Source organism: Streptomyces sp. NPDC102360 (assembly GCF_044766085.1).
GTDB lineage: Bacteria > Actinomycetota > Actinomycetes > Streptomycetales > Streptomycetaceae > Streptomyces.
On sequence record NZ_JBIWLG010000017.1, the window covers coordinates 50,029 to 65,530 of the forward strand.

13 protein-coding genes are annotated in these 15,502 nt (G+C 70.0%); 9 read left to right on the forward strand and 4 right to left on the reverse strand.

The window, feature by feature from the left end:
- Window positions 1-31: 31 nt before the first annotated feature.
- The gene (locus ACIRHA_RS39435; RefSeq protein ID WP_403856018.1) at window positions 32-364 is read right to left on the reverse strand and encodes a hypothetical protein; all 333 of its coding nucleotides are present in this window, start codon (window positions 362-364) and stop codon (window positions 32-34) included.
- Between the two features lie 60 nt (window positions 365-424).
- On the opposite strand from ACIRHA_RS39435, the gene ACIRHA_RS39440 reads away from it, so the two are divergent.
- From ACIRHA_RS39440 to ACIRHA_RS39470, 7 genes are all read left to right on the forward strand, one after another.
- Window positions 425-766, forward strand: a complete 342-nt coding sequence (locus tag ACIRHA_RS39440) for a hypothetical protein (protein ID WP_403856020.1) — start codon at window positions 425-427, stop codon at window positions 764-766.
- A 247-nt stretch (window positions 767-1,013) separates the two neighbouring features.
- Entirely contained in the window at window positions 1,014-2,258 is a 1,245-nt protein-coding gene (locus tag ACIRHA_RS39445; protein WP_403856155.1) for an Ig-like domain-containing protein, read from the forward strand.
- A 177-nt stretch (window positions 2,259-2,435) separates the two neighbouring features.
- The gene (locus ACIRHA_RS39450; protein WP_403856022.1) at window positions 2,436-3,920 is read left to right on the forward strand and encodes an ABC transporter permease; all 1,485 of its coding nucleotides are present in this window, start codon (window positions 2,436-2,438) and stop codon (window positions 3,918-3,920) included.
- 46 nt (window positions 3,921-3,966) lie between these two features.
- Window positions 3,967-4,650, forward strand: coding sequence for an ABC transporter ATP-binding protein (locus ACIRHA_RS39455; RefSeq protein ID WP_403856024.1), 684 nt, complete (start codon window positions 3,967-3,969; stop codon window positions 4,648-4,650).
- A gap of 267 nt (window positions 4,651-4,917) precedes the next feature.
- The gene (locus ACIRHA_RS39460; RefSeq protein WP_403856026.1) at window positions 4,918-7,023 is read left to right on the forward strand and encodes a glycosyltransferase; all 2,106 of its coding nucleotides are present in this window, start codon (window positions 4,918-4,920) and stop codon (window positions 7,021-7,023) included.
- Window positions 7,020-8,231: an LCP family protein gene (locus tag ACIRHA_RS39465; protein WP_403856028.1), complete on the forward strand. Its 1,212-nt coding sequence runs from the start codon at window positions 7,020-7,022 to the stop codon at window positions 8,229-8,231. The genes ACIRHA_RS39460 and ACIRHA_RS39465 overlap by 4 nt, the downstream gene beginning before the upstream one ends.
- Before the next feature lie 165 nt (window positions 8,232-8,396).
- Window positions 8,397-9,173, forward strand: coding sequence for an antibiotic biosynthesis monooxygenase (locus ACIRHA_RS39470; RefSeq protein ID WP_403856030.1), 777 nt, complete (start codon window positions 8,397-8,399; stop codon window positions 9,171-9,173).
- Window positions 9,174-9,282: 109 nt separating this feature from the next.
- On the opposite strand, the gene ACIRHA_RS39475 is transcribed toward ACIRHA_RS39470, so the two are convergent.
- On the reverse strand, window positions 9,283-10,197 hold the full coding sequence (locus tag ACIRHA_RS39475; RefSeq protein ID WP_403856032.1) for a helix-turn-helix domain-containing protein: 915 nt from the start codon (window positions 10,195-10,197) through the stop codon (window positions 9,283-9,285).
- Between the two features lie 129 nt (window positions 10,198-10,326).
- Between ACIRHA_RS39475 and ACIRHA_RS39480 the strand changes: the two genes are divergently transcribed.
- Entirely contained in the window at window positions 10,327-11,370 is a 1,044-nt protein-coding gene (locus ACIRHA_RS39480) for an NAD(P)-dependent alcohol dehydrogenase (RefSeq protein ID WP_403856034.1), read from the forward strand.
- Between the two features lie 109 nt (window positions 11,371-11,479).
- Window positions 11,480-11,713 (forward strand): DUF1330 domain-containing protein, encoded by a 234-nt coding sequence (locus tag ACIRHA_RS39485; RefSeq protein ID WP_403856036.1) that lies wholly within the window; start codon window positions 11,480-11,482, stop codon window positions 11,711-11,713.
- On the opposite strand, the gene ACIRHA_RS39490 is transcribed toward ACIRHA_RS39485, so the two are convergent.
- Both ACIRHA_RS39490 and ACIRHA_RS39495 read right to left on the reverse strand, forming a co-directional pair.
- Complete coding sequence (locus ACIRHA_RS39490; protein WP_403856038.1) at window positions 11,670-14,483, reverse strand: family 43 glycosylhydrolase; 2,814 nt, start codon at window positions 14,481-14,483, stop codon at window positions 11,670-11,672. The genes ACIRHA_RS39485 and ACIRHA_RS39490 overlap by 44 nt on opposite strands.
- Window positions 14,484-14,678: 195 nt before the next feature.
- Window positions 14,679-15,500: a helix-turn-helix domain-containing protein gene (locus ACIRHA_RS39495; RefSeq protein ID WP_403856040.1), complete on the reverse strand. Its 822-nt coding sequence runs from the start codon at window positions 15,498-15,500 to the stop codon at window positions 14,679-14,681.
- Between the last annotated feature and the right edge of the window lie 2 nt (window positions 15,501-15,502).

Sequence of the window (15,502 nt, forward strand, 5' to 3'; positions counted from 1 at the left end):
CGGCGGAGTTGCCGGATCGGAAGGGCAGGCCCTACGCCTCGTACGCCCTGGTCCTGCGCACCGAGTACGCCACGAAGGCGACGCCAAGGCCGAGGAAGGCCGAGCCGCCGATCACGTACGGCGTGGTGTCCACCTGGCCCGTGTCGGCCAGGCGGAGTTGACGGTCGGACTGCTCGGTGACCGCCGTGGTGGTGCGCTGTTGGTCGGCATGGGTGATGTGCTCGGGGTTCGCCGTCGCTGTGGGAACGAACCACAGCGCGCCGAGGAGCGCCCCGGCGGCGGTGGCGGTGAACAGTGATCGACGTGCGGCAGACACGGAAGCGATCCCCCTTGTGGCGCTGGCGAATTGGCCGTGTGGGCTCATGTTAGTGACAGACGTGGGTCACAGGAAAGTCACGGGGCGGTTGGGTCGTACGCTCCGCTCATGAGTACTGATGACACGTCACGTTTTGTTCGGCTCAAGGTGGAATTGGTCCTGGAGGTCGCCGACGCGGAGGCGCTGACCGGGGCCGCGCTGCAGCGTGTCGCGGAGGACGAGGAGACCGGGCCCGAGGAGCGCGCGCAGGCGGTGAGCGCCGTGGAGGAGGACGAGGCGGAGGCGGTCGCGTATCTCGTGGACCCGTTCGATCTGGTCGCCGATGTTCCGGGGGCCGAGCTCGTGCAGGCCTCCTGGTCCAGCGAACAGGTCGACTACGACCCCGACTCGCCGGATTGGGACCTCGGCGAGGATGATGATGAGGAGGGGGACGCGGAAGACGGCGTGTAGCGGTCCTTGAAACGGGAACCCTGGGCGGCAACCACTGCCCGGGGTTTTGTCGTCCCTGGTGAGAGGCCCGACGTGGCCTTGCCCACACTGGCGGTTCTGCGGGAACGGGACGAACCGGTCAAGGCGTTCACTGGGTACGAGGGGACTGTTGTGTCCTCTCGGGCCCGCTGTCGACCGGGCTCGGGGCGGTCGACAGCAGGGGAATTCGGCGAAGTCGGGAAATTCGGCGACTATGGAGAAGCGTGTGATAACGGACGGTAAGCGGCGCAAGGGTCTGATGGCCGCGTCCGCTCTGCTCGGCGGTGTGCTCGTGCTGACGGCCTGTGGCGGTGGTGACGAGGGCGGCGGCTCGGGCAAGAAGGAATCGCAGGCGCAGGCCGACGAGGCCGCGGCGAAGAAGACCTCCGAGGCCGACATCAAGATCGCGCCGAAGGACGGCTCCGACAACGCGAGCATCAACAGCGCCGCGAAGGTCACCGTGAGCAAGGGCACGCTCACCGACGTCACCATGACTACGGCCGACGGCACGAAGGTCGACGGCCAGATCGCTGCCGACAAGAAGAGCTGGAAGCCCACGAACCAGCTCGAGCGCGCGACGTCGTACAAGATCGCCGCCGAGGCGAAGGACTCCGACGGCCGCGCGGCCCACGAGAACTCGCAGTTCACGACGGTTTCCCCGGCCAACAGCTTCATCGGCAACTTCACGCCGGAGGACGGCTCGACCGTCGGCGTCGGCATGCCCGTGTCGATCAACTTCGACAAGGCCATCAGCAACAAGGCCGATGTGCAGGACCACATCACCGTCACGTCGAGCAGTGGCCAGGAGGTCGCCGGGCACTGGTTCAACGACACCCGGCTCGACTTCCGCCCCGAGGACTACTGGAAGGGCGGCTCCACGGTCACGATGAAGCTCGACCTGGACGGGGTCGAGGGCGCGAGCGGCGTGACCGGCGTGCAGCAGAAGACGGTCTCGTTCAAGATCGGGCGCAACCAGGTCTCGACGGTCGACGCGAAGACCAAGATGATGACCGTCACGCGGGACGGGAAGACCGTCAAGACCATCCCGATCTCCGCGGGCTCCCCCGAGCACAAGACGTACCAGGGTCAGATGGTGATCTCCGAGAAGTTCAAGGAGACCCGGATGAACGGCTCGACGGTCGGCTTCACGAACGACGACGGCAAGGGCGAGTACGACATCAAGGACGTGCCGCACGCGATGCGCCTGTCGAACTCCGGCACGTTCATCCACGGCAACTACTGGGGCGCCAAGTCGATCTTCGGTGGCGCCAACACCAGCCACGGCTGCGTCGGCCTGCAGGACGCCAAGGGCGCCAATGACGGCAGCACGCCCGGCGCCTGGTTCTACAACAACTCGATGGTCGGTGACGTCGTCGTCGTGAAGAACACCGGCGACAAGACGGTGCAGCCGGACAACGGGCTGAACGGCTGGAACATGAGCTGGTCGCAGTGGAAGACCGGTTCCGCCGAGTAACGGACCGAGCGATACCCGGCGGGGGTCTCATGCCGTTCTCATGACGTCCTCACGCACCCCTTACAACACCGCCATACCGTTTCGCCGCAGCGGGAGCCGGAGCGTCATCGAACGCTCCGGCTTCCGCTGATTCCTGTCAGCGCCCCCTTCGCGTGGGCCGTCATCGGCGAGGCTTCGATGTTCTTCACCTATCTCCGGCGTGAGCTGCGCCGCCGCAGAAAAGCGGCGCTCGTCGTCGCCTCCGGGCTCGCGCTCGGGATCGCGCTCGTCATCGTGGTCGGCTCGGTGTCCGCCGGGATGACCCGGGCGCAGGACAAGGTCCTGCAGTCGCTGTACGGCCTGGGCACGGACATGACCGTCACCAAGGCCGCGAGCGCGCCGGAGTCCGGTGACACGGGCCGTCCGAAGTTCGACTTCGACGCCAAGGACAGCGACTCCGGTGACAAGGAGCAGTCCAGCGACCGCGTGATGGTGCAGGGCTTCCAGACCCTCGCCGACTCCACCGTCTCGAAGGTCGCAGGCCAGAAGGGCGTCGCCGACACGGTGGGCGGGCTCAGCCTGCAGGTGATGAAGGTCAGCGGCTCGTTCACGCGCGGCCGGTTCAAGCAGGACGGGAGCAGCGGTTCCCAAGGGGGTCCCGGCGGCCAGGGCGGCGAGGGCGGTCAGCCGCAGGGCCGCGTCCAGGGCGGCGGCGCCAGCTTCGACGTCAACTCCTTCTCCGTCTACGGCACCGACGTCACCCAGCGGAAGCTCGGCCCGCTGACCTCCTCGAAGATCACCAAGGGGCGGAGCTTCACGACCTCGGAGACGGACGCGAAGGTCGCCGTCGTCGACTCCTCGTACGCGAAGGAGAAGAAGCTCGCCGTCGGCGACAAGGTCACGGTCAAGGGCGACAAGTACCAGGTCATCGGCGTCGCGACCGCCGACAGCGGGGACGCGGCCGCCAATCTCTACGTGCCGCTGAAGCAGGCCCAGACGCTCGCGGACGCCAAGTCCAAGGTGACGACGGTCTACGTCAAGGCGACCGATTCGCAGCGGATCGACGCCGTGAAGACGGCCATCCAGAAGAACATCGACGGCACCACCGTCACCACGTCCGCCGATCTCGCCGACACCGTCTCGGGCTCCCTGTCGACCGCCTCGAACCTGGCCTCGAACGTCGGCAAGTGGCTGTCCATCGCGGTGCTCGTCGCCGCCTTCCTGGTGGCGGGGCTGCTCACGTCCTCGGCCGTGTCCCGGCGGGTACGGGAGTTCGGCACGCTCAAGGCGCTCGGCTGGACGTCGGGCCGGGTGACGCGGCAGGTCGTCGGCGAGGCGGTCGTCAACGGGCTGATCGGCGGCGTCCTCGGTATCGCGGTCGGCCTCGCGGGCGCGTACGCCGTGACCGCGATCAGCCCGACCCTGTCCGCGCAGCTCGGCGGCTCGGCGAGCGGTGGTGGCGGCATAGGCGGTGGTCCCGGCGGCGGGGGCGGCGGAATGATGCGCCAGGCGGCAGGGGGAGGGGCGAAGACCCTCGACATCGCGCTCAGCGCGCCCGTCTCCGCGACGACAATCGCCCTCGCGGTCGGCCTCGCTGTCGCGGGCGGACTGATCGCCGGCGCCTTCGGTGGCTGGCGGGCCTCCCGGCTGCGCCCGGCGGACGCGCTGCGCCGCGTCGAGTAGCACCCCCGGTAACGCCCATCACCTTACGTAGCACAGGAGTTGCACCATGTATCAGCTCACCGGCGTCACCAAGCGGTACCGGCGCGGCAAGGACACCGTCGACGCGCTCGCGGGCGTCGATCTGACCATCGGCGACGGCGACCGGCTCGTCATCCAGGGCCCGACCGGCGGCGGCAAGTCGACCCTGCTCCAGATGCTCGGCGGGCTCGACCGGCCCACCGAGGGCAGCGTCGTGCTCGACGGGGTCGACCTGGCGACGCTGCCGGAGGCGCGGCTCACCAAGGTCCGCGCCGAGTCCATCGGCTTCGTCTTCCAGGCCTTCAACCTCGTCCCGACGCTCAACGCGCTGGAGAACGTCGAGACGGCCCTCGTGCCGCTCGGCCTCAAGAGCGCCGAGCGGCGGGAGCGGGCCGCGGAGGCGCTGCGGTCCGTGGGGCTCGGGGAGCGTCTCCGGCATCTGCCGGCGGAGCTGTCCGGCGGCCAGCAGCAGCGCGTCGCCATCGCGCGGGCCCTGGTGAAGAACCCGAAGGTGCTGCTCGCCGACGAGCCCACGGGCAACCTCGACGAGTCGATGCGCGACGAGATCATGGACGTACTGGAGGAGCTCTGGAAGGAGCACGGGCCGACGTTCGTGATGGTGACGCACGACTCGGCGATCGCGCGGAAGGCGCCCCGCCTCGTGACGATCAGCAAGGGGCGGATCACGGTCACGGAGAACGCGAACGCCTGACCGGCGGATCGTGCCGGGGGTGGCCGGACGGCGACGTCCCGCCACCCGAGGTGTCCCTCGGGTGAAATACGTTCTCCGCGAATGGTTGTGCTCGACGACAAAGGTGTGCCCTTTGTCACGCACCACTCCAGTCCCAGATGTTTCCCAATGCCCCAATTCGCAGACGGCCACATCAATACACTCGCCTCCCATGTGTGAGTGGAACGTGGAGAACGGGTGCCGAATACGGTCGTCGGGTCGAGGCCGTGACGTCGGCCGCGCCCTCTGATGGGGGCACGGCACAAACAAGCAAGGGACCCGCGGGCGCACTGGCTGCTGCTCGCCCTCACCCTGCCGGTGCTGCTCGGCGCCCTCCTCTTCCAGGGCTGGACCCAGAACGAGGTGGACGGCGCCAAGGAGAAGCCTGCCTGCACGCAGCCCGTGCCCGCGGCGGCCTCCGGCGCGGGCCCGGTGCTGTCCATCGACGGCGGCCGGGTGCACAGCGCCTCGATGCGGCCCGGCACCGTCGCGCTCACCTATGACGGCGGCCCCTACCCGAAGGCGACGCCGAAGCTGCTCGCGCTGCTCAAGAAGCATCACGCGCACGCCACGTTCTTCCTCAACGGCGCCAAGGCCGCGCAGCACCCGAAGCTGGTCGAGCGGATCAGGGCCGAGGGGCACGACATCGGCTCCAACACCTACACGGGCGCCGACATGGGCAGCTCGTCCAAGGTGCGATCCAAGCTCGAACTGGGCCTGGCCCAGAGCGCGTTCGCGGGCAGTGGCGGCTTCCACACCACACTCCTGCGGATGCCGATGACCACCACCGTCGCCACGATGTGCGGTGGCGAGTGGCCCGCCGCGCAGGCCGCGTCCGCCGCCGGCTACACCCTGGTCGCGGCCGACCACTCCGGGCAGCGGGTCCGGGACGGCCTGGTGCGCCAGCTCAGCCAGACCTCGCTCGGCTACCGCGAGACGCAGAAACTCCTCGCGAATCCGCAGGCCCAGAACTTCGCCACCATCACGGAGGGCGCGCAGACCGGCCGGCAGGCGACGTCCGAGGTGGCCGCGCCCGTGCGCTGGCTCGGGCAGGGCCTGATCTGGTTCCAGACCCTCGGCCGCAGCTTCGTCTCGGCCATCTCGTGGGTGCTCCTCGCGGCCGCGGGCCTCGGCGTGCTGCGCCTGTTCGTGCTCGTGCTGTTCGCCCGCGCCCACGTCAGACGGCTTGAGCGGTTCCGCCCCGGCTCGCCCTGGCTGCGCGAGATCCGCGATCCGGTGACCGTGCTCGTCCCCGCGTACAACGAGGAGGCGGGCATCGGCGCGACGCTGCGCTCGCTGCTCGCCTCCACCCACCAGCCGATGCAGATCATCGTCATCGACGACGGGTCGAGCGACCGCACGGTGCAGATCGCGAGTGAGTACGCGGCCCGGGACGCGCGCGTGCAGGTGCTGTGCCAGCCCAACTCCGGCAAGGCCGCGGCCCTCAACCACGGTCTGAAGTACACCCGTTGTCCGTACGTCGTGATGATCGACTCGGACACCGTCTTCGAGGCCGACGCGATCCAGCGCCTGGTCCAGCCGCTGGCCCACCCGGCCGTCGGCGCGGTCAGCGGCAACACCAAGGTCGGCAACCGGAAGCGGTTGCTTGGTCGTTGGCAGCACCTGGAGTACGTCTTCGGGTTCAACCTGGACCGCCGGATGTTCGAGGTCCTGGAGTGCATGACGACCGTGCCCGGCGCGATCGGTGCCTTCCGGCTCGACGCGCTGATGGGCGTCGGCGGCCTGAGCGAGGACACCCTCGCGGAGGACACCGACCTCACGATGGCGCTGTGGCGGGCCGGCTGGCGGGTCGTGTACGAGGAGACGGCCGTCGCCTGGACCGAAGTCCCCACCTCGCTGCGGCAGTTGTGGCGCCAGCGCTACCGCTGGTGCTACGGCACGCTCCAGGCGATGTGGAAGCACCGGGGCGCGGTCCTGGAGGTCGGGCCCGCGGGCCGCTTCGGGCGGCGCGGCCTGTCCTACCTGTTCCTCTTCCAGGTCGTGCTGCCGATGCTCGCCCCGATGATCGACGTCTTCATGCTCTACAGCGCCCTGTTCGCCGGTGACACGGTCACGTCCGTGGCCGCCTGGGTGGGCTTTCTCGCCCTCCAGATGGTCGTCGCGGCGTACGCTCTGAAGCTCGACGGAGAGCGCAGGCGCACGCTCTGGTCGTTGCCCCTCCAGCTGTTCGTGTACCGGCAGTTGATGTACCTCGTGGTCATCCAGTCCGTGGTGGCCTTCGTGGGCGGCAGCCGGTTGAAGTGGCAGCGCATGCACCGTTCCGGAACGGCCGCCGCGGCGGCCCAGCACATCGTCAGGCCGGCCGATCAGCCGGACCTGCCGGTCGCGAGGTGACGACCCTGAACCCCAGCGCCCACACCCCGACGCCGTACCCGTACGGCGGGTACGAGGGGGAGCAGTACGGGTACGCGCCCGAGCCCCACGGGTACGAGCCCGAGCCCCACTCGTACGAAGTCGAGCACCACCCGATCGATCCGGTGCCGGCCAACCGGCCCGGCGGGCGGTTCGACGGCAGCTACAAGCGCAGCGAGCGCGAGCCCAAGCGCAAGCGGCGGCGCACCAAGTTCGGGCTCCTGGTGCGCGGACTGTGCCTGCTCGTCCTGCTCACGCTGCTCGCGGGCGCGGGTACGTATGTGTGGGCGGGCTCCCGGCTCGACGGCGAGGTGAACCTGGCCTCGCTGCCGAGCCGGGCCGCCCCCGGCAAGGGCACGAACTACCTGATCGTGGGCTCCGACAGCCGCGAGGGCCTCAGCGAGAAGCAGACCAAGAACCTGCACACCGGCTCCGAGCTGGGCTCCGAGGGGCGCCGCACCGACTCGATGATGGTGCTGCACACGGGCGCGCACGGCAGCACGCTGATGAGCCTGCCGCGCGACTCCTGGGTCACGATCCCCTCCTACGTGGATCCGAAGACCGGCATCCACCACAAGCCGGCGAAGAACAAGCTCAACGCGGCGTTCTCGCTCGGCGGCCCCGAACTCCTGGTCCGCGCCATCGAGTCGAACACCGGGCTGCGGATCAACCACTACACGGAGATCGGCTTCGCGGGGTTCGTCGGCATCGTCGACGCGGTCGGCGGCGTGCCGATGTGCGTGGACCGGCACATCGTCGACGACAAGGCGGGGCTCGACCTGGCCAAGGGCTGCCACAACCTGACGGGCCGCGAGGCGCTCGGCTTCGTCCGCCAGCGTCACCAGGAGAAGGAGGGCGACCTCGGCCGCTCCCGCAACCAGCAGAAGTTCCTTTCCGCGCTCGCGGAGAAGGCGGCGTCGCCCGGGGTGCTGATGAACCCGTCCACGATGTACGGCACGGCGGGCGCGGGCCTGGACACGCTCATCGTCGACAAGTCCACCAAGATCCCGCAGCTGACCAGCCTGTTCAAGTCGATGCGGGCGGTGTCGTCGGGCCAGGGCAAACAACTCGGCGTCCCCGTCGGCACGTTGGGCCTCGCCACGTCCAAGGGCAGCGCCATCCTCTGGGACAAGCAGAAGGCGTCCCGCTTGTTCACGGAACTCAGGGAGGACCGCCCGGTGACTGGGTAGAGCCCAATCAAGCCCGCGCGGCGCTTGAGCGCACTCAAGCCCCTGCGGCGCTTGAGCAGATCTTTTAAGCCCCTGCGGCGATTGAGCAGCGGGGTCCGGGGCGGAGCCCCGAAACCGCACCCCCGGCGCTGGCCACAGCGGAGCGCCAGTGCTTCGCTGGATGGCATGACGACTCGATCCCGCACCATCGAGTACATCCGCTACCGCATCCCCGAGCCCCGCTCCGCCGAATTCCTCGCGTCATACACCCGCGCGGCGACGCAGCTCGCGGCGTCCCCGTACTGCGCCTCGTACGAACTCACCCGCTGCGAAGAGGACTTCGAGCACTACGTCCTGCGCATCGAGTGGACGTCGACCGAGGACCACCTGAAGGGCTTCCGCACGTCGGACCTCTTCCCGGCGTTCCTCACGGAGATCCGCCCCTACGTCGGGTACATCGACGAGATGCGCCACTACGCGCCGACCACGGTGCGCGGCACGGGCTCCTCGGACCCCACGCTCTACGAATGGGCGGGCGGCGCCGAGGCGTTCGAGCGCCTCACCTCGGCCTTCTACGCGAAGGTGGTGAAGGACGACCTTCTCGGCCCGCTCTTCGCCGACCTCCCGGCGGAACACGCGGCCCATGTCGCCCTCTGGCTCGGCGAGGTCTTCGGCGGCCCCTCGGTCTACTCCGAACAGGTCGGCGGCCACGGCCACATGGTCGCGATGCACATCGGCAAGAGCGTCACCGAGCCGCAGCGCCGCCGCTGGGTCAACCTCATGCAGGACGCCGCCGACGAGGCGGGCCTCCCGACGGACGCGGAATTCCGCTCCGCGTTCCTCGCGTACATCGAGTGGGGCACACGCCTGGCGGTCCACTTCTCGGACCCGGGAGCCGAGCGCCCGGCGGAACAGCCGGTACCCCACTGGACATGGGGCTCGGCGCCTCCGTACCGCCCATAGCCCCAAATCAAGCCCCGCCGGCGTTTGAGGCGCGGGGTCCGGGGCGGAGCCCCAAATCAAGCCCCTGCGGCGATTGAGCAGCGGGGTCCGGGGCAGCGCCCCGCGACGTCTACAACTTCTCCCGCAACGCGGCATCCGCCCCCCAACTCGCCAGCAGGCGAAGCGCTTCCGCCGACGCCGACCCCGCCTCCGCGTGATACACGGACAAGAACTGCCCGTCATCGTCCGGCAAGTGCAACGTCTCGTACGCGAGGGTCAGTTCACCCACCAGCGGATGCCGCATCCGCTTCACCCCGTGGCCCTTCTCCTTCACGTCGTGCGTGGCCCACAGCCGCCTGAACTCCTCGCTCTTGACGGAGAGTTCGCCGACCAGGGCCGACAGCTCCGGGTCCTCGGGGTTGCGGCCCGCGTACAGCCGCAGAAAGCTGACCATGTCGGTCGCCTTGGAGTCCCAGTCGACGAACAGCTCCCGGTAGTCCGGGTTCAGGAACGTGAGCCGCGCCCAGTTCCGCTCCGCGCGCGGCATCCGCCCCCAGTCGCCGAACAGGGCCGCCGCCATCCGGTTCCAGGCGAGGATGTCCGAGCGCGCCCCGCCGATGTAGGCGGGCACGCCCTCCAGGGAGTCGAGCAGATGGCGCAGCGCGGGCCGCACCTGCTGCTGCCGCTTCGGCGCCGGCGACCTGCGGCGCTGCCGCGTGGGGCTGGCCAGGTGCACGAGGTGCGCGTGCTCGGTGTCGCTGAGCCGCAGGGCGCGCGCGATCGCGTCGAGCACCTCCGCCGACACATTGCGCCCGTTGCCCTGCTCCAGGCGTGTGTAGTACGCGACCGAGACCCCGGCGAGCTGCGCCAGCTCCTCGCGCCGCAGGCCCGGCACCCGCCGGTGCCGCCCCACCGAGGCGAGCCCCACGTCCTCTGGCTTGAGCCGGGCCCGCCGGGTACGCAGGAACTCGCTCAGCTCGGCGCGCCGGTCCAGCTGGTCCGGGCGGTCCGCCGCCGGTTCCCTGGCCGCATCGTTCTCGTCCATGCTGTCCAGTATTCCCGGTCGTACGACCGGGAGCCTGACCCCGCCAGTAGTAGGACCACTGGACGTACGCAAAGCGGTGACCTGCGTATTCTTTGGCGATCCGGGTGGGCCGGTAGCAGGCTTGAGGCCATGACCACGACTGTTGCCGCATACGCCGTTCCCAGCGCCAAGGCCCCGCTGGAGCGCACCACCATCGAACGCCGCACCGTCGGCGAGCACGACGTACTGATCGACATCAAGTTCGCCGGAATCTGTCACTCCGACATCCACCAGGCCCGCGAGGGCTGGGGCGAGGCCATCTTCCCGATGGTGCCGGGCCACGAGATCGCCGGTGTCGTGGAGGCCGTCGGCGCGGGCGTCACCAAGTTCAAGGTCGGCGACCGCGTCGGCGTCGGCTGCATGGTCGACTCCTGCGGCGAGTGCGAGCCCTGCCGCTCCGGCCAGGAGCAGCACTGCGTCCAGGGCAACGTCCAGACCTACAACGGCGTCGGCAAGGACGGCGAACCCACCTACGGCGGCTACTCGCAGAAGGTCGTCGTCTCGGACGCCTTCACCGTCCACATCCCCGAGGGCCTCGCCCTCGACGTGGCCGCGCCGCTGCTCTGCGCCGGCATCACCACGTACTCCCCGCTGAAGCACTGGGGCGCGGGTCCCGGCAAGAAGGTCGCGGTCGTCGGTCTCGGCGGCCTCGGCCACATGGGCGTCAAGATCGCGCACGCGCTCGGCGCGGAGGTCACCGTCCTCTCGCAGTCGCTGCGCAAGAAGGACGACGGCCTGAAGCTGGGCGCCGACCACTACTACGCGACGAGCGACCCGAAGACCTTCGAGGAGCTCGCGGGCTCCTTCGACGTCATCCTCTCCACGGTCTCCGCGCAGGTGGACTTCGGCGCCTACCTGGGCCTGCTGAAGACGGGCGGCGCGCTGGTGAACGTCGGCGCCCCCGAGGAGCCGATCTCCCTCAACCTGTTCTCCCTCATCGGCGGCAACAAGGTGCTCGCCGGCTCCATGATCGGCGGCATCGCCGAGACCCAGGAGATGCTCGACTTCTGCGCCGAGCACGGCCTCGGCGCCGAGATCGAACTGATCGAGGCGAGCCAGGTCAACGAGGCGTACGAGCGGGTCCTCGGCTCGGACGTGCGCTACCGCTTCGTGATCGACGCGGCGACCATCTGAGCGCCCGCACCACTTTCATGACCTGAGAGGTCATGGCCGCCCTCCCCGGGCCCCGGCAGGATCGCCCCCGTATCGACCAGATCCCGCCGACCCGAGGGAGGGCTCTCTCATGACCGCTTACGCGATCGCCGTACTCGGCACCACGCCCGGTGCGCCGCACCCCGACGTCCTCACGTACATCGAACGCGTCCAGTCGACCTTCGCCCCGTACGGCGGCCGCTTCCTTGTGCACGGCAAGCCGGGGGAGTGGGTGGAGGGCGTCCCGCAGTCGTACGACGCGGGGCGCACGGCGGCGCGGCTCAGGGAATCCGCCGCGGCCGCACCCCCGTCAGCGTCGGAGTGACGGGCCGCAGCAGCCCGTCCGCGCCGAACGAGACCCGGTCGAGGGTGGTCTCGCGGTGGGTGCCGTCGCCGTCCGGGAGCGCGAAGCGGTGATAGGCGATGTACCAGTCGTCGGTTCCCGGCACCTGGAGCAGCGAGTTGTGGCCGGTGCCGAGGATGCCCTGCGCGGGGTCCTTCTCCAGGACGACACCGCGGTCGGTGAACGGTCCGTACGGGGAGTCGGAGGTGGCGTACCCGACGCGGTAGTTCTCGCTGCGGGTGTCGTCGATGGAGTACGTGAGGTGGTGGACGCCCTTGCGCTTGACGACGAACAGGCCCTCCCGGAAGTCCGCGAGCCCCTTGATCTGCCGCACCTTCGCGGAGTCGAAGGACACCATGTCGGCGTTGAGCGGCACCACCCACGCCGACCCGTTGCCCCAGTACAGGTACGTCTGCCCGTCGTCGTCGGTGAACGCGGCGGGGTCGATGGCCTGCCCCGCGCCGTCCGGGTTGGCGGTGATCAGCGCCTTGCCGCTGTCCTTGAACGGGCCCGTGGGGGAGTCGGCCGTCGCGACGCCGATCTTCGCCTCGGCGCAGTAGTAGAAGAAGTACCGGCCGTCCTTCTCGGCGATCGTCGGCGCCCAGGCGCGGGACTCGGCCCAGCTCACGTCCTTGCCGAGGTCGAGGATCACGCCGCGGTCGGTCCAGTCGACCAGGTTCTTCGACGACCAGACGCCGAACGTCGTACCACCCCAGCCCGCGAACCCGTCGGTCGTGCAGTACAGGTAGTACGTGCCGCCGAACGCCGCGATGTTCGGGTCGGCGTGGAACTTCGGCAGTACCGGCGTGCGCATCTCGACGGCCGACACCTTCCAGGCCCGCTTCTCGCCCCGGGCCGAGGCGACCGTGTACGTGACGGGGGAGCGCAGATCGACGCGCCTGCCGCTCGCCGGGCTGATCCGGGCGCCCGGCGCGAGCGTGAACTCCGGCTTCAGGGCGCGCAGTTGCGTACCCGGTTCGACGGGCAGGACCACCGTCCCGCCCTCGCCCTCGACGACCGCGGGCACCTTCAGCGCGGTGAGTTCGACCGCGCGGATCCGGGTCGCGTTGGCCGGCAGCGCGGCGATGTCGTCGGCGGACAGGGCGCGGTTGTAGAGCCGTACGTCGCGCAGCCGGCCCTTGAGGGTGCGGTCGGCGGTGTACTGGGATCTGCCCAGGTGGTTGGCGGTGGTGCGGCCGCCGCCGATGTCACCGGGCGTAAGGTCCGCGGTGGTGTTCGTCGCCACTTCCGCGCCGTCCAGGTAGAGGCGCGAGGTGGCGCCGTCGACGGTGAACGTGACGTTCGCCCAGCGCCCGCGTGGCAGGCCGACGCCCGCGTTCGCCTCCTCCTCCCGCTTCCAGTCGCCGTCGGAGAGCCCGGCCCGGAACCCCGAGTCGGTGCCGCCGCCGGTGGCGAACAGGTAGCCGTTGCCGGACCCGGTCGAGGAGGTCGTGTTCCCGAACCCGTACAGGAAGTACGGCGTCGCCTGGTCCGCGTCCACCCATACGTCGGCGGTGACGGTGCCCGCGTCGAGCCCGGCGAGCAGGTCGTCGGGCAGCTTCACGTGCCCGCCGGCGCCGCCGAGCACCAGCGCCCCGTCGGACCAGGCGGCGTCACCGGAGGCCGTGCCGTGGTGGCCGTGCCCCGAGGCGTCCTTGGCGTCGGCGGTCAGCGGCCAGTGCGCGACGAGCCCGTGCTCGTCGGCGAGCACCGGCGCGACGCCCCACTTCTTCTGTATCCGCTCGAACTCGGCGGCGGTGACCGGCAGTACGGTCCCGTGTCGCGGCGCGGCGGGCAGCCGGCGGCGCTCGACCTCGGTCCACTTCCCGGCCGCGAGGTCGTCGGAGACGAACGGGATGTAGCCGCTGCCGGTGTAGTCGTCGATGAACAGGTACCACCGGGACGCGCTGTTGGACTTGAAGACCAGCGGCCCCTCGCCCTGCGCCATCGAGCCCATGCCGATGCCCTCGGCGACCGTGTCCCAGTCCCTGTCGAGCAGGTCGGCCGCCTTCTCCTCCAGGATGAACTTGCCGTACGGCGACTGGGACGCCGACCGCTCGTCCTTCGTGAACCGGTAGTACGTCCCGTCGTGCGCGATGACCGTGGAGTCGATGACCGAGTAGCCGGGGTCGTTCCACACCTTGGCCTCGCTGAAGGTGCGGAAGTCCTTCGTCGTGGCGTACAGCATCCGGTTGTACGTGTCCGCGGTGTGCGCCGAGTCGCTCTCCGCGTACAGCTTCGACGCCCAGAACACGACGTACTCGCCGAGCTCCTCGCTCCAGTACGCCTCCGGGGCCCAGGTGTTGCCCGCGGTCTCCGGCGACACCCGCACGGACCGGGGGCCGTCCCAGGTCACGAGGTCGGTCGACTCCCACACGATGATCGACCGGCTGCCGTGCCGCTGCACGTAGTCCCAGCCAGGACCGCCGTTGATCTTCAGGTCGGTGGCGATGAGGAAGAAGCGGTCGCCTTCGGGGGAGCGGATGACGAACGGGTCGCGCACTCCCTTGTCACCGATATCGGAGGTGAGCACGGCGGCGCCGCCGTTCAGCTCCCGGAACCGCACCGGGTCGTCACCGCGGCTGAGCGCCATGTGGATCTGCTCGCCGTTCGCGGCGCCCTCGCCGGTGAAGTAGACGAAGAGATAGCCCTCGTACGCCCCTTCCCGGGCCCGCGCGTGCGCGGCGGGGACGGGCAGCGCGACCGCCGCGAGGGCGAGGGAACCGGCGGCCAGCAGACGACGTCGCGTCAAGGCCGCTGTGGGCAACGGGTATTGGTGGTTTCTGGTGGGCGGCATGTGTGTCAGTGAAGAGTTCTGTGGCAGGGGGGTCAAGAATTCCGACGCAGATCGGTACGAGAAATCGAAGGCCATTCGATATATCGGACAGACTGGACCGCTCGGGCGACTCCGGCGGCTCCGGCGCCTCCGCCGGTCGGTGTGCCCGCGTCAGTGGCCGTCGCCCGCCCACGCCACGTCGTCCACCGCCAGGAACGGTGTCCCCGCGACCGCCGAGGGCGTCGCTCCGGTGAACGCGCGGACGTCCCGGTGCAGATGGGACTGGTCGGCGTAGCCGCTCTCCGCCGCGACGCGGGACGGCGGTGCGCCCGCCGCGAGGCGGTGGGCGGCACGGTCGAAGCGGATGAGGCGGGCGGCGTGCTGCGGCGTAGGCCCGACCTGCGCGCGGAACCGGGACCACAGGCGTTTGCGGCTCCAGCCGGTCTCGTGGGCGAGCCGGTCGACCCGTACGCGGCCGTGGTCGGCCGTCAATCGCCGCCAGGCGTAGGCGACTTCGGGTGAGAGGGCGCGGCCCTCCTCCGCTCTCCGGGTCAGTTCGCGCTCGGCGGTCGCGAACCGCTCTGCCCAGGATCCGGCCGCGCGCAGCCGCTCCTGAAAGCGCTCGGCGGCGGGCCGCCCCCACAGCGCGTCGAGCTCGACCGGCTCCCCGTACGGGCCGCCGGGCGCCCCGAGCACCGCGTGCGAGAGTGCGGGCGAGAGCCGCAGTTGCAGGCAGGCGAAGCCCCGGTCGCCCCCGGCCCGTACGGACTCGAAGGCGAGGCCGACGACCATCCGCTCGCACGTACGGCTGCCCGCCCCGTCGTGCATGGACAGGGGAGCGTCACCGAGATTGAGGGCCACGGTGACCGAAGGGTGCGGGATCAGTTGCAGGTTCCGCAGCTCCGTCGCCCGGTCGCTGAATCCGGCCATCCGCAGCCCCGCGAGCCGCCGGGGCCCGGTCGGTACGGCGATGTCCCACGAGGGTCGAGGCATGG